13 protein-coding genes and 1 pseudogene are annotated in these 14,103 nt (G+C 72.3%); 4 read left to right on the plus strand and 10 right to left on the minus strand.

The annotated features are described in order from the left end of the window. Positions 1-12: 12 nt before the first annotated feature. From IO33_RS0106635 to IO33_RS0106655, 5 genes are all read right to left on the minus strand, one after another. Positions 13-603, minus strand: coding sequence for a DUF5947 family protein (locus tag IO33_RS0106635; RefSeq protein ID WP_031161275.1), 591 nt, complete (start codon positions 601-603; stop codon positions 13-15). Continuing rightward, positions 600-1,154 (minus strand): NifU family protein, encoded by a 555-nt coding sequence (locus tag IO33_RS0106640; protein WP_031161277.1) that lies wholly within the window; start codon positions 1,152-1,154, stop codon positions 600-602. The genes IO33_RS0106635 and IO33_RS0106640 overlap by 4 nt, the downstream gene beginning before the upstream one ends. Continuing rightward, the gene (locus IO33_RS0106645; RefSeq protein WP_031161279.1) at positions 1,147-2,940 is read right to left on the minus strand and encodes a nickel-dependent hydrogenase large subunit; all 1,794 of its coding nucleotides are present in this window, start codon (positions 2,938-2,940) and stop codon (positions 1,147-1,149) included. The genes IO33_RS0106640 and IO33_RS0106645 overlap by 8 nt, the downstream gene beginning before the upstream one ends. Positions 2,941-3,003: 63 nt before the next feature. Next, positions 3,004-4,092, minus strand: a complete 1,089-nt coding sequence (locus IO33_RS0106650) for an NADH-quinone oxidoreductase subunit B family protein (protein ID WP_031161281.1) — start codon at positions 4,090-4,092, stop codon at positions 3,004-3,006. A 102-nt stretch (positions 4,093-4,194) separates the two neighbouring features. After that, positions 4,195-5,757, minus strand: a complete 1,563-nt coding sequence (locus tag IO33_RS0106655) for a hypothetical protein (protein WP_245235716.1) — start codon at positions 5,755-5,757, stop codon at positions 4,195-4,197. A 244-nt stretch (positions 5,758-6,001) separates the two neighbouring features. Here IO33_RS0106655 and IO33_RS0106660 point away from each other — a divergent pair, with 244 nt between their 5' ends. After that, positions 6,002-6,205 carry an antitoxin gene (locus IO33_RS0106660; protein ID WP_031161285.1) on the plus strand — a complete coding sequence of 68 codons (204 nt, stop codon included), beginning with the start codon at positions 6,002-6,004 and terminating at the stop codon, positions 6,203-6,205. 58 nt (positions 6,206-6,263) lie between these two features. On the opposite strand, the gene IO33_RS0106665 is transcribed toward IO33_RS0106660, so the two are convergent. Further along, positions 6,264-7,160 carry a LysR family transcriptional regulator gene (locus IO33_RS0106665; protein ID WP_031161288.1) on the minus strand — a complete coding sequence of 299 codons (897 nt, stop codon included), beginning with the start codon at positions 7,158-7,160 and terminating at the stop codon, positions 6,264-6,266. A gap of 157 nt (positions 7,161-7,317) precedes the next feature. On the opposite strand from IO33_RS0106665, the pseudogene IO33_RS50305 reads away from it, so the two are divergent. After that, positions 7,318-7,650: pseudogene (locus IO33_RS50305) on the plus strand (DoxX family protein); the annotation flags it as partial. 34 nt (positions 7,651-7,684) lie between these two features. On the opposite strand, the gene IO33_RS0106670 reads toward IO33_RS50305, so the two are convergent. The 3 genes from IO33_RS0106670 to IO33_RS0106680 all read right to left on the minus strand — a co-directional run bounded on the left by IO33_RS0106670 (position 7,685) and on the right by IO33_RS0106680 (position 10,735). Continuing rightward, entirely contained in the window at positions 7,685-8,911 is a 1,227-nt protein-coding gene (locus IO33_RS0106670) for a PP2C family protein-serine/threonine phosphatase (protein WP_051926481.1), read from the minus strand. Next, positions 8,908-10,008, minus strand: coding sequence for an FUSC family protein (locus IO33_RS0106675; protein ID WP_031161292.1), 1,101 nt, complete (start codon positions 10,006-10,008; stop codon positions 8,908-8,910). The genes IO33_RS0106670 and IO33_RS0106675 overlap by 4 nt, the downstream gene beginning before the upstream one ends. Before the next feature lie 313 nt (positions 10,009-10,321). Continuing rightward, positions 10,322-10,735: an SRPBCC family protein gene (locus IO33_RS0106680; protein ID WP_031161295.1), complete on the minus strand. Its 414-nt coding sequence runs from the start codon at positions 10,733-10,735 to the stop codon at positions 10,322-10,324. Between the two features lie 247 nt (positions 10,736-10,982). On the opposite strand from IO33_RS0106680, the gene IO33_RS0106685 reads away from it, so the two are divergent. Further along, complete coding sequence (locus IO33_RS0106685) at positions 10,983-12,788, plus strand: alkaline phosphatase family protein (protein ID WP_031161297.1); 1,806 nt, start codon at positions 10,983-10,985, stop codon at positions 12,786-12,788. Between the two features lie 136 nt (positions 12,789-12,924). On the opposite strand, the gene IO33_RS0106690 is transcribed toward IO33_RS0106685, so the two are convergent. Beyond that, a complete protein-coding gene (locus tag IO33_RS0106690) occupies positions 12,925-13,158 on the minus strand; it encodes a response regulator transcription factor (RefSeq protein ID WP_031161299.1) in 234 nt (77 codons plus the stop codon). 49 nt (positions 13,159-13,207) lie between these two features. Here IO33_RS0106690 and IO33_RS0106695 point away from each other — a divergent pair, with 49 nt between their 5' ends. Then, positions 13,208-14,095: a nitrilase-related carbon-nitrogen hydrolase gene (locus tag IO33_RS0106695; RefSeq protein ID WP_078963364.1), complete on the plus strand. Its 888-nt coding sequence runs from the start codon at positions 13,208-13,210 to the stop codon at positions 14,093-14,095. The last annotated feature ends 8 nt before the right edge of the window (positions 14,096-14,103 follow it).

A 14,103-nucleotide genomic window follows, 5' to 3' on the forward strand; every position in this document is an offset into this window, starting at 1 on the left:
TCCTTCCGGGTCTCACGACCGCTCGGTCAGCTCCTTGAAGAACTGTTCTACGGCCGGCCAGACCCGGCCGCCACCGGACAGGCCCCGCCACTCGCGGCGGACCAGGGCGATCATCCGGTAGCAGTCGTCGACCGGCACGATCCAGTGTGCGTCGAAGTCGCGCACGGTGTTCACCAGCAGCGCCTCCACGTCCGGTGCCAGGGACGCGAGCTCGGGGACCGTGCCGGCCAGCCGGCGCCAGGCCGCCGCGTCCACCTCCCAGCGCATGGCCCCGGCCGGGCTCGGGCCCTGCGCGGTGACCGTGCCGTCGGAGCGCGGGACGAAGAACACCAGACCCACCGGGACGCCCAGCACCGCCGTGTCGACCGGCGGCAGCCGCAGCCGCCGCCGGGGCACCAGCCGGTAGCGGCCCGCCGTGTCGTCGGCGAACAGCACCGAGCAGGGGCCGCACACGCACCGCGGCTCGGCCGTACCGGTGTCGTACAGGTGGGCGTGCTCCCCGGCCAGGCGGGCCGCGCACAGCTCGCAGACCTCGGACTCGGCCGTCGCCGCGCGGTCGGCCGCGGAGCGGATGACGCGTCCGAGGGCTCCGGCCGCGCTCACCGCGCCTCCTGCGACACGGCCCTGCGCTTGATCGTGGTCAGCGGTACGAACGCCGGTGCCGCCCTGCGCTCGTCCTGCACCGTCTCCACCCCGGTCAGTTCGGGAGCCACGGCCAGCACGGCCGCCCGGACCGCCTCGGCGACGTCCGAGGAGCCCCCACCGCACCCGGAGCCGCACCCGCCACCGGCGCTCAGCCGCACCCGCGCCACCTGCCCGTCGACCCCGGCCCACGCCAGGTCGCCGCCGCGCTCGCGGACCGCCGGCCGCAGCTTCTCCACCGCACGGGCGGCCCGGCGCTCCGGGGGCTCGGGGTGGATCCCGTGCAGGACCAGGAGATGCCCGGCCAGCTCGTCGTCGGCGAGCCGCTCCCGCAGCGGCTCGTCCGCGTGGTCCAGCACCCTGGCGAGCGCCTCGCCGTAGACCTCGGTCAGCAGCCGCACCGCCTCCAGGGCGGGGCCGGGCGTGGCTTCCAGCCCGGCCAGCACCTCGTCGAGCCGGGCGAGCCGGGCCTCCACCGCCCGATCCGCGAGCCGCACGGCGGGCTCAGCCATGGTTGGCCCCGTACGTCGGGGAGTGCACGGTGGTCAGGGTCTTGCCCTTGCCCATGTACATGTGCACACCGCAGGGCAGACACGGGTCGAAGCTGCGGACGGTACGCATGATGTCGACGCCCTTGAAGTCGTCCGGGCCGTTCTCCTCGAAGATCGGCTGGCCCTGCACGGCGTCCTCATAGGGGCCGGGCGTGCCGTAGATGTCACGCGGACTGGCGTTCCACGGGGTCGGCGGGTACGGGTGGTAGTTGGCGATCTTGTGGTCCCTGATCACCAGGTGGTGGGAGAGGACGCCGCGCACCGCCTCGTGGAAGCCGCAGCCGATCGACTCGTCCGGCACCTCGAAGTTCTCGAACACCTTCGTGTCGCCGCTCTTGAGCATCCCCATCGCCTCCTCCAGGAACTGCAGGGCCATGGCGGCGGCGTAGGCGATGAAGTAGGGCCGGGCGCGATCCCGTTCGAGGGTGTTGCTCCACTTCGGGATGCGCCACTCCAGGGTCGTCTCCGGCAGTTTCTCGCCCTTGGGCAGGGTGATGCGGATGCCGCCGCCCGTCGTCTTGACGTACGGCGTGTCGACCAGGCCGCTCAGCGCGGTCGACCACAGCCGGGCGAGGGGCCCGCCACCGGTGTCCAGGGCGAGGTGGTCGCCGGTGTCCGGGTGGTACCAGCGCGGGCTCATCACCCAGCTGTAGTTGCCGTCGAATTCCCGCTTCTGCGGCACCGGGACGGTGGTCTGGTTCCACGGGTGGCGCATGTCCACGGGGTTGCCGAGCGGGTCGTGGGTGACGAACGGCTTCTCGTTGACCCAGTCCTCGTAGTACGAGCTGCCCAGCATGATGCGCAGCCCGAGGTTGATGTCGATCAGGTTGTTGGTGACCAGCTTGCCGTCCACGATGATGCCCGGGGTGACGTACATCGCCCGGCCCCACTCGTTCATCGTCGCGTAGCGGTAGTCGACCACGTCCGGGTTCTGGAAGGCGCCCCAGCAGCCCAGCAGGATGCGGCGCTTGCCGACCTCCTCGTAGCCCGGCAGCGCCTCGTAGAAGAAGTCGAAGACGTCGTCGTTCATCGCCACCGCCTTCTTGATGAAGTCGATGACCCGCATGAGGCGGCTGAGGTAGTCGGTGAAGGTGCTCGGCTGCGGCATCGTGCCGACGCCGCCCGGGTACAGCGTGGAGGGGTGCACATGGCGCCCCTCCATCAGGCAGAACATCTCCCGGGTGATCCGGCTGACCTTCAGCGCCTCCTTGTAGACCTCGCCCTCGAACGGGTTGAAGGCCTTCATGATCTCGGCGATGGTGCGGTAGCCGTGCACGTCGCCGCGGGGCGCGTCGGTGCGCTCGGCGCGCGCCAGCACGCCGGGGTTGGTGGCCTTGACCATCGCCTCGCAGAAGTCCACGAAGACCAGGTTGTCCTGGAAGATCGTGTGGTCGAAGATGTACTCCGCCGCCTCGCCCAGGTTGGTGATGTGCTCGGCCAGCTTCGGCGGTTTGACGCCGTAGGCCATCTGCTGGGCGTAGTTGGAGCAGGTGGTGTGGTTGTCGCCGCAGATGCCGCAGATCCGCGAGGTGATGAACCCGGCGTCACGCGGGTCCTTGCCCTTCATGAACACCGAATAGCCGCGGAACAGCGACGAGGTGCTGTGGCACTCCACGACTTCCTGGTTGGCGAAGTCGATCTTCGTGTAGATACCCAGGTTGCCGATGATCCGGGTGATCGGATCCCAGGACATGTCCACGATCTGGGCGGGTTTGCGTCCTGTCGGCCGCGATTCGGTGGTGGTCATCTGCGGTACTGCCCCTCGCTGTTCGGGTCGGGCGGTTCGTTGGCGGGACGGTGTGGGCAGGCGTCAGGCACGCCAGTGCGGGTCGTAACCGCTGGTGAGCTTGTGCTTGTTGTGACGCCACTTGGGCTCGTGGTTCACCACGTCGTTGGTCAGCCCGCGCAGCCGGCGGACGACCGCGCCGTACGGCTTGACGAGCAGGGTCGACAGCGTGCCGCCGGGCGGCTCGTCCATGAACGGCATGAAGGCGTCCGGGAAGCTGGGCATCGTGCAGCCGATGCAGATGCCGCCGACGTTCGGGCAGCCGCCGATGCCGGCCATCCAGCCGCGCTTGGGCACGTTGCAGTTGACGACCGGGCCCCAGCAGCCCACCCTCACCTGGCACTTGGGGGAGTTGTAGTCCCGTGCGAAGTCGGCCTGCTCGTAGTACGCGGCCCGGTCGCAGCCCTCGTGCACGGTCTTGCCGAACAGCCACTGCGGACGCAGCATGTGGTCCAGCGGCGGTGCCGGAGCGGCACCGGCCGCGTGCTGGAGCACCCAGACGAGGGTCTCCATGAAGTTCTCCGGCTGGATGGGACAGCCGGGGACGTTGACGACCGGCAGCCCCGAGCGTGCCTTGAACTCCCAGCCCAGGTAGTCCGCGAGGCCCATGCAGCCGGTCGGGTTGCCCGCCATCGCGTGGATCCCGCCGAAGGTGGCGCAGGTACCTGCGGCCACCACCGCCCAGGCCTTGGGGGCGAGCTGGTCGATCCACCAGTTCAGGGTCTGCGGTTCACCGGTGTCCGGATCGTTGCCGAACGACGTCCAGTAGCCGTCCCCCTCGATGATGTTCTGGTTGGGGACCGAACCCTCGATCACGAGGATGAACGGCTCCAGTTCGCCGCGGGCCGCCGCCCGGTACGGCGCCAGGAAGTCCTCGCCGCCCAGGCTGGGCGAGAGGACCTTGTTGACGAGGTTCACCTTCGGCAGGCCCGGGATGAGGCCGAGCACCACGTCCTCGATGGACGGCTGGCCCGCGGCGGTCAGCGACACCGTGTCGCCGTCGCAGCTCATGCCCTCCGAGATCCAGAGGATGGTGATCTCGTCGAAGCCCTCCCGCGCCTCGGCCCGGCCGGGCTCGCCGCCGACTTCGGTGGTACCGCTCTGTGTGGTCATGTCTGCAACCTCCGTCGCAGCCGGTCTCGGAGTGGGTCGTGGGTTGTCGCGTCGCAGGCGCGGAACAGCCGCTCGGGCTTGCGCCGGCCGTGAGCCGTTGTCTCAGGGGCGTCCCCCGGGCCGTCGCTCCGGCGGCCGGTCGGCCGGCCCCGGTGACCGCGGGGACCGCGGCCTGGGTGAGCCCGCCGGGCCCGAGGGCTCCAGCACGTCCGAGTGGCCGAGCGGCTCCAGCTCGTCGGGCCGGAAGTAGTGGAAACGGCCGTACCAGCCGTGCAGTTCGGCGGCCGGATCGTCGTCGACCGTGACCGCCAGGTGGACGCTGCCGTCCACGTCGTGGAAGACGGCGGCCACCCGCGCCGTCCGCCCGTCCAGGAACATGTCCTGTGCGTCGGCTCCCCGGCCGCGCGGGCGCAGCCGCACCCGGCTGCCGCCGCCGACGGCCACCCCGGCCACGAAAACCGTGTCGGTCGCCGGGGACAGCCCGTCGTCGCCGCCCTCCTGCCACCAGGCGGGCCGATCGGCGGGCGGCGGCACCGGCGTCAGGGAACGGATCGCGCCGTGCAGACGCTCGAAGACCTCCCGGGGCATGGTGTCGACCCGGTCGAGGATCCGCGCGGCCCGCGGATCGGTGGCCCTGGCCTCGGCCTTCTCCTCGTCCGTCAGCAGCATGGTCCGCAGTGTGAGGATCTCGTCGATCTCCGCGGCGTCGTGCAGGTCGCCGGGACTCTCCGGCGCCACCTGGGGGTGGTCGGGCAGGATGATCGGGGCGGAGAGCATGACACCGGCGCTCCCCGGGCGCGCGGGCGGGCCGCCGAGAACGGGGAACGTGAAGGCGTTGCGGCACTGCCGCGCCGGCTCCGCGAGGCCCTCGGGCGGGTCGATCAGGGACACGAACTCCACGCCGTCGCCGCCCATGAGCGTGTGCGTGGCGATCAGCGCCTGCCGCAGCGCCTCGTGGCGAGGGGCCCGCGGGTTCACGGCCTCCCCGGTGTTCTCGGTGCGCACCCGCAGCCGGTACAGCTCCGGCGCGACCGGTTCGGCCGTGACCGTCACCGCGGCCCGCACCTCCCGGCGCCGCCGCACCGTTCGCCCCGCACCGCCCGGCAGCGGTTCGGACTCCACACCGCCGGCCGCGTCCACCGGGGCGGTACGGCCGCCGCGCAGCAGCTCCGCGAGCGGCAGCACCAGCTCCGACTCGCGCGGCACCGCCTCCTCGAAGGAGAGGTGCGCGGTGCCGTCGGCGGTCCGCAACGACTCGACCGGGCGGTACCGTCCGGTCGAGTCGGCCTGTTCGACCTGCTTGTCCTGCATCTGCAGACAGCGGACCCGGACCCGGACGACCGCGTCGGCGCGCGATGCCCGTACCAGGCACTCGGTCTGCTGGTACCACGAGTCCGCGGAACCGGAGATGCCCGGTGCGACCGGCCCGTCCCGCTCCACCCAGGCGCGGGGCAGCAGCACCCCGAACTGCCACCGGACCCGGTTCTTAGGCGAGGACCGGCGGTAGGGGTAGAGCAGGTACCCCTCGTAGAGCACGGCGTCGGCCACGGCTCCCACCTGTTCGAAGGTGTCACGTTCGAAGGCGTCACGCGGCCCTCCGGCGTCGTCGCCGTCCACCAGGGCGGCACCCACCGCGCCACCGCCCACGCCGACTCCGTCCGCCATGCCGCCTCCTCGTCACCGGTGCACCCGCGGATTCCTTCCACCACGGTCACACCCGTCACGGTCCCTCGCCCCTCCGGCGCACTGCCATTGGGCCGACCAGGGGACGGCGGGCCTTCCCGGCGGGTTTCGCGCGCTGGGGCGCCCCCGATGCTTCGCACGCCGTCCGGAGCCGCCTTCCCCGTCGGCTCACACGCGGGGATCATGGCCGTGGTCCGCTCACACGACCGACGGAGAGGAGCCGTACGTGTTCGACGCCCTGAAGAACCTCAAGGACGAGGCCGAGGACATCGCCGAGGCGCACGGAGACAAGATCGCCGACGGCCTGGAGAAGGCTGGTGACCTCATCGACGACAAGACCGAGGGCAAGCACAGCGACACGATCGACACGGCCGTCGACAAGGCGCAGGACCTCGTCCGGAAGCTGGGCGAGAACGGCGCCGGACACTGACACCGACACACGGACACCCGGGTCCGTGTGTCGGGCAGAGCCGTGCGAGGACGTCCCGTCAGACAGGTCGTGCGAGCTCCAGACAGCAGCGGACGAAGTCCCGGACGACCGGATTGCGGTCGTCGGCCGGTGACCAGGCCACGCCCACCCGCGTCGGGCTCACTCCCGTGACCGGGCGGTAGACCACGCCGGGGCGGGAGTAGAACCGCGCCGCGGACTCCGGGGCGAGGGCGATGCCGTACCCGTTGGCGATGGCGCTCAGCCAGTCGTCGGGCTGCTCGGTGACCGCGCCGACGCGCACCGGGCGGCCCTCGCGCTCGTCGGCGGCCAGCCAGTCGTCGCGCCACGCCCCGGTCCCCTCGGGCGCGGCGACGAACGGCTCGTCCCACAGCTCGCGGAAGGCGATCCCGGTGCGCCCGGCGAGCGGATGCCCGCTCGGCAGCGCCACCCATCGCGCCTCGCTGAACAGCACCTCCACCCGCAGCGCGGCCTGGCCGGGGAAGGGCAGGCGCAGCAGCGCCGCGTCCACCTCGCCGTCGGCCAGCCCGGCGCTCGGGTTGCTCCAGGCCGCCTGCCGCAGTTCGGCACGCCAGCCGGGCCGCCGCCGGGCGAACTCCGCGACGATCTCCCGGGTCGCCTCGTTGGCCGCGCTCGCGAGGAATCCCACGCGCAGTACCCGTGCGGCCCGCCGGCCGGTGGTCTGCGTGGCGCGCAGGGCGTCGTCCCAGGAGGCGAGCACCTCGGGAGCCCGGCGCGCGAGTGCGCGGCCGGCGTCCGTGAGCGCCATGCCGGTGCGCGAGCGGTCGAAGAGCCGTACCCCGAGCTGGGTCTCCAGCTGCCGGATCTGCTTGGTCAGGGCGGGCTGGGACACGAACACGCGCTCGGCGGCCCGAGTGAGGCTGCCGTCCTCGGCGACGGCGAGGAAGGAACGCAGGAGACGTGTGTCGACATCCATTCCATCAGGTTATAGCCGCTGGTATTGGACGTCACGCCGGCCTTCCGAGCAGGCTGGAGACACCCCCTGGGAGCTCCCGGGACGCCCTGTGACCACCTGGGGCACGCCCGCCGGGACCACCCCGCCGGCCCGCCCCTCGCTCGGAAGGTCTGCTGTCGTGGAACCCGTCTATGTGACCGTCACCTACGTCGCCGTCCTGGCCAACGCGGGCATCGCGGCGGCCGACCTCGCGAAGGCGCCGTTCGTGCTCGCCAACGCGGCCGAGGTCGGCGTGACCCGCTCCTGGATTCCCGCACTGGCGCTGCTGAAGGCGGCCGGAGGGGCCGGGCTGCTCCTCGGTCTGCTCGGCGTACGCCCGCTCGGGATCGCGGCCGGCGTCGGCCTGGTGCTGTTCTACCTGGGGGCGGTGACCGTCCATGTACGGGCGCGGGTGTTCCACAACATCGCGTTCCCGGGCCTCTTCCTCGCGTTGGCGGCCGGGGCCCTGGCCTGGCGACGAGCCGGTGACCGGCGTGGGACACGGCTCACACGCACCGGTCGTCCTCGCCCGGCAGGCGTTCGAGGACGACCAGGGCCGCGTCGTCGTCCAGGTCGCCGTGCACGTGGTGCACGAGGCCGCGACGCAGCGCGGCCACCATCGCCTCCAGCGGCCGGCCGGCGTGCGCCTGCACGGGGGCGGCCAGGTCGTGGAAGCGGCCCCTGCGGTCGCGGCCCTCGATGAACCCGTCGGTGTACAGCACGAGACGGTCGCCCGGAACGAACGGCAGGGTCTGGGCGACCGGTTCCGTCTCCAGCAGATCGCCCAGGCCGAGCGGCGCGCCGGGCCGGGCGGGCTCGTACGGTCTGGCCTCGCCCGCGTGGACGACGTACGGCTCGGGGTGGCCGCAGTGCACGATGCGGGTCACCGGCTCACCGGGCGGGAACTCCACCAGGAGCGCCGTCGCGAACCGTTCCGTGAACAGGGCGGCCGTGCCGACGTCGTCGGGTCCGTCCCCGTCCGGCGCGCGGTCCAGCGTCGCTATGTGCCGACGGGCCCGCTCGTCCAGTTGCTCCGCCACTCTCGTCAACGACGGCTCGCGGTAGGCCAGTTCCCGGAACGCGCCGAGCAGGGTCGCCGATGCGCCGACGGCCTCCAGCCCCTTGCCCCGTACGTCGCCGATCACGATCCTCGTTCCGTACGGCGTGGGCAGGGCCTCGTAGAAGTCGCCGCCGATGCGCGCCTCCGACTCGGCCGGCAGATACACACCGCTCAGGGCGAGCGAGCCGATCCGGTGGGGGAGCGGGTGCATCAGGGCGCGCTGGGCGGTCTCGGCGACGGAACGGATCTGATGGAGCTGCCGTTCCCGGCGCTGCCGCAGGGAGCACGCGGCCAGTGAGGCGAGCCCGACCACGAAGAGGCTGCCGAGGGTGACGTCGGAGTCCGGGCGTCCGTAGCTGCCGGCGTCCCACTGGAGCAGCCCCGTGATCACGAGTACGGCGCAGGCGAGTACGGCCGTCGCCCGCCACGGCAGCAGTGCGGCGGCCAGCACCGGGACGGCGGCCATCGCCGGTGAGACGTGCAGCCAGTCCGGGGTGAACAGGTCGGTGAGGGCGACGACCACCATGAGCAGCACGGGGGCCGGGGCCAGAAGCGCGCGGGAGCCGGGGCGGCGGGTCCCGCGCGCCGGGAACCGCCGCCCCGGCTTCCCGGGCGTGGGTGCGGCGGCCCGCTGCGTGGTCGTGTCCGGGACGTCGGTGGTGTGAGAAGTCATCGTCGCGCTGAGGGCCGTAGCGGGTCGAGGAGCCGGTGGGCTCGGGCGGGCGGGGCGGGCGCGGGCGCCGACAGGCAGGTCAGGGCCGACTCCAGGGGGCGCAGGAGACGTCGGTCCGGGGTGGCGGTGCCCGGTGGATCGCAACCGGGGGTGCCGAGCCGGGCGAGGGCCTGGCGCGCGGCGGGCAGGGCCGGGTGCGGCCGGCCGCCGCGGCAGGAGTAGGCGCACAGGGCGGTCGTACGCAGCAGGCGTGCATAGGGCTGTGCGAAGGCGGAGCCGGGGCGGCAGCCCGCGGCCGCGTCGGGGTGGGCGTCGAGCAGCCGGCCCGTCGTGGTGACCTGCCCGGCCACGTCGGACAGTGTGCACAGCACCCGGTCGTCCAGGTGCCAGCGGCGGCGCCGGGCGGTCGGCCGGACGTTCCAGCGCATGCTCTCGTGCGCCTCGTCGACGGCGGTGCGCGCCCGGTTCAGTGCCGTACCGAGGTCGTCCTCCCAGGCCGCACCGAGCCTGTTCCGTGGCCGCTCGCGCCGTACGACCGCGTCGGCCAGGCCGTCGAGGTACCGGGCGACCAGGAGCCGCAGGTCGTCCAGCGCCCGCTCGGCGGACCGGACGCGCACGGCGGGGAACAACAGCACACTGCACGCCAGCCCGAAGCCGATGCCGAGCACGATCTCCGCCAGGTGGACGGCCAGCTCACCGGCGTGGCGGCCACGGACCAGGGCGAAGGTGATCAGGGCGGTCGTCGGCACGTGGAGGCCGTGGTGCCCGAGGAAGCCGTGGCGGGCCAGCAGCACCGAGGCGAACACGACGAGCGCCAGGCCCACCATGCCGGGCTCGGTGTAGAGCGCGCCGGGTACGGCGACCAGGACGCCGAGCAGGCAGCCGGCGGCGTAGCGGATGGCGGCGGAGACCGTGGCGACCACCGTCGTCTCGACGATGAGCAGAGCGGCGACGGCCCCCGCGTAGGGATCGGAGATGTGCAGCAGCGTCGCGCAGGTCTGCCAGGTCAGACCGGCCGCCACGGTGGCGCGCGCGGCCTCGGCGCCGCCGGCCTGTCCGATCCGGGCGATGAGTGCGGGCAACCGTGCGCGCTGCATGTCCCGTCCGTCCCCTTTCCGTATCCGATCAGGCAAGGCCGCCCAGGATAGTCGGACAAATGGGGCATGTGGCAAATAAGGAACATGTAGAGATGGTCGCTGCCCGCCGGTGCGCGCGACCCGTTCAAGGCTCAACAAATAGGCCTGTGTTGCAGCGGTCGGTGACATGGCCGCACAGGAGGTCGCTGGGCCCGTCCGCCCGCACCACGGAGTCCTCCCGCGGCGGGCTCGGTCCCGGCGGCAGTCGCAGGCTCAGCCCCGCGAGCGGGCCCTGCGTGACCGTGGCGCCCACGGCGTACGCCGGCCCGGCGGCTCAGCCGGCCGTGTGGTCCACGCGGATGCGCACCTGCTCCTCCAGGCGCCGCAGGCTGTCGTCCAGTGCGTCGAGCACCGCCTCCTCGCCGGGATCGTGAGTGGCGTCGAAGAACGACAGGTGCACGGTCACCTCGCTGGCTCCGCTGCCGATGCCGGCGACCTGCAGCCATCCGGCGTAGTCGCCCTGCTCCCGGGTGCCCCATTCCAGGCGCATCTGGTCGGGCGCGGTGCGCAGCAGCGCGGGGGTGTCCTGGCCGGAGGTGTCCTCGTGCACGGTCACGGCGGACGGGTCCTCGGCGTCCACGTGCAGGGCGTTCGGGAGCCACGCGTCGAGCTGGCCGAGGTTGGCCGCCTGGTCGAAGACGTGCTCGGGCTGTGCGGGCATCGTGCGGGACGATTCGTACTCGGTCATGGTGACACCGCCCCTGTGCTCGGGAGTCGTACCCCTGCCGCGTGCCCCTTCCGGCGCGACCGAAAAGCCCGGCACGGCCGTCGCGGTGCACCGAGCCCTGTCCGCCGCGAACTTGTCTGGTCAAGTTTGGTCGTGGTTCTTCCGCTCGACAGCGGCGTCCCGTACTCATGTCCCGTTCGTTGCGCACAGTCAGGCCGTGAGGCCAGCACCCTCACGGCATCATCACCCACAGGACGAGGTACCACGTATGCGACTGCGCTGGAGATCCCTCGGCGGGCTCCTGGCCCTCCTCGGCGCACTGATCGTCGTCGCTCCCGCCCCCGCCGGGGCGGCCGGGAGCAGCGGCAACCTGATCGTCAACGGCGATGCGGAGAGCGGCGGTTACTGCACCCAGGACTGGTCGGCGGCCACCACGCTGCCCGGCTGGACCACCCAGGCCGGCGGGCCGGACGTCATGTGCCACAGCGTCGCCTCCTTCGGGCTGCCCGGCGACGGCGGCACACCGGGAAAGGCGTTCTTCGGGCCCGGCAACTTCGGTGACGGCTCCATGAGCCAGACCGTCGACGTCTCCTCGGCCGCCTCCGCCATCGACGGCGGCGGCGTGCACTACAATCTCTCGGGCTGGCTCGGCGGCTGGACCACCCACAGCGGATACGTCGCGGTGAGCCTGCACTTCCACGACGGCAGCGGCCGCCCGGTCGGCGCCACCGCCAAGCTGCCCACCGTGTCCGCGAGCGACCGGGGCCTGGCCACCAAGTTCCTCTCGCGCAGCACCACCGGAGCTGTCCCGGCGGGCACCCGGTCCATCCAGGCCGAGGTGCAGTTCCTGTCGACGAGCAGCGAGACCGGCTACCTCGACAACCTCTCCCTTACCCTGGACACCCCGGTCACCGCACCGGCCCCGCTCGCCCCGCCCGTCTCCAAGGTCCCCGGCTACGACCATGTGTTCATGGTCATGATGGAGAACACGGACTACTCCGAGGTCATGAACGATCCGGCGGACACGCCGTACATGCACAGCCTCATGACCCAGGGCGCCACCCTCACCGACTTCCACGGCGTCTACCACCCGAGCGACGAGAACTACCTCGCCGTCGCCGGCGGTGACACCTACGCCAAGGGTGCCACCTACTGGCCCAACATCAACTCCCCGCAGCGCAACCTCGGCGACACCATCGAGGCGGCCGGCAAGAGCTGGAAGGCCTACGAACAGGGCATGGGCACGCCCTGCAACACCAAGAACAACAACGACAGTTACTACGAGCCCGACGACGCGCCCTTCATCAACTACACCGACGTCAGCGCAGACGCCACACGCTGCGCGGCCCACCTGTTCGACACCACCCAGCTGACCACCGACCTGAAGTCCGCGACCACCACCCCGGACTTCTCCTGGATCGCCGCCGACGACTACTACGACGGCGAGGCCTCGGGCAACGGCAACGCCACCAGCCTGAAGACCCAGGACGGCTGGCTGAAGCAGACCCTCGCCCCGGTCCTCGCCTCCCCGGCCTGGACCCAGCAGCGCTCGCTGCTCGTGCTGACCTGGGACGAGAGCGCGAACGAGGGCTACAACCACATCGTCACCACCCTCGTAGGCTCCCAGGGCACCGTCCCGGCCGGCACCAGCAGCCCGCTGCACTACGACCACTACGGCATCGGCCGCACCATCGAGGCGGCCCTCGGCCTGCCCGGCCTGACGGCCAACGACACCTACGCGACACCGCTCAACGCCGCGTTCGCGCCGTCCACCGCGACCGTGCCGACGCTCACCGGCGACCTGAACGCCGTCGCGGGCGGCGGCAACGTCACCTTCCGCTACTCGGTGCCGTCGGCGGCGCAGGTGAGTGCCAAGAACTGGATCGGCGTCTACCCGGCGGGCGTCACCCCCGGCAAGCAGTCCTCGCTCACCTGGTCCTACGCCCCGAACGCCAGCGGCGCCGTCACCCTGTCCACCGGCAAACTGAGCGGCGCGGGCACGTACGACGTGTACTACCTCGCCAACGACGGCTACTCGGTCCTGGCCGGACCGTTCTCCCTGACCGTCGGCTGACCCCCCGCAAAAGACCGGCCCACGCGCCGCTGCCCGGAGGAGCGGCCCGGTCCACGGAACCTCGTGGCCGGCCGCCCGTTCCGCACGGCCGGCGCGTGGGCCCGGGGAGGAATCCGCCGCCGTACGACCCTGTGCGTCACAGGCCCAGGGCGATGGCCGTGCGGGTCAGCTCGGCCGTGTTGGTGATGTTGAGCTTGGCCCGGATGCGGCGCAGATAGGCGTCCACGGTGTGGGTGGACAGTCCCATGTGGCGGGCGGTCTGCAGATAGGTGCGGCCGGCGGCGATGTGCCGGAGCGTCTCCCGCTCGCGCGGAGCCAGCGCGACGGGGGCGGGGGCCTCGGTGTGCGGCAGGGCGAGAGTGGGGCTCATGTGGGGTCCTCCGGCGAGATGCCTGGCCGTTTAGGGCGTTTTGCCCTGATTGCTCCAGGCTGCTCTCCGGACGTCATGGCGCTGTCCGCCGACTGTCACAGGCGCGTCACAGGCGCCGGAGACATGGTTTGAGCCACCGGGCCCGGCCCGCCCCGGCAGGCTCCGGCAGCCGCTCTCTCAGCCGTCGGCGCCGGCCGGCGGACCGGGCGGCCCGACCTCCACCGCGTCCGCGACGAGACCGGCGCGATGGGCGAACAGGGGCGCGAAGATCGTGGTCTGGCCCGAGGAAGGCGTCAGGACCCAGGAGTCGCAGGAGTTCGCCGCCATCGCCGCCGCCCGGGCCGAGGCCCGGAGCTCACACGTCTACCTGGAGATCGGGGTGCGCGTCCACAGCACCACCGCGCCCGCCTACGGCCGGAACGAGGCGCTCCTCATCGACCCCTGCGGCACGGTCCTCCGGACCTACCAGAAGGTCCACCCGATCCCCGGTTCGGAGCGGTTCACGCCCGGCGACGGCCCTGTGCCGGTCGTGCGTACCCCGTACGGCCGGCTCGCCAACGTGATCTGCTACGACGCCGACTTCCCGGCCCTGATGCGCACCCGGGCCGACATCATGCTCGTGCCCGCGCACGACTGGAAGGAGTACGGCGGCGCGCACACCGGCAAGGCGGCCCTGGCCGCCGTCGAGGGCGGCTACGCGCTGTTCCGCCAGGACGCGGAGGGCGTCTCGGCCGCGTACGACGCCCAGGGCCAGCTCCTCGCCACCGGCGACTACTTCACGACCGGCCGCCAGACCACGGTCGCCAACGTGCCCGTGCGCGGCGTCACCACGGTCTACGACCGCATCGGCGACGCCTTCGCCTGGCTCTGTCTGGCCGCTCTGGCGGCCCTCACCCTCACCGCCGTGGTCCGGGCCCGCCGTCCGGCGGGCCCGTGACGAGGGGT

Source organism: Streptomyces durhamensis, from assembly GCF_000725475.1.
Classification (GTDB): domain Bacteria; phylum Actinomycetota; class Actinomycetes; order Streptomycetales; family Streptomycetaceae; genus Streptomyces; species Streptomyces filipinensis.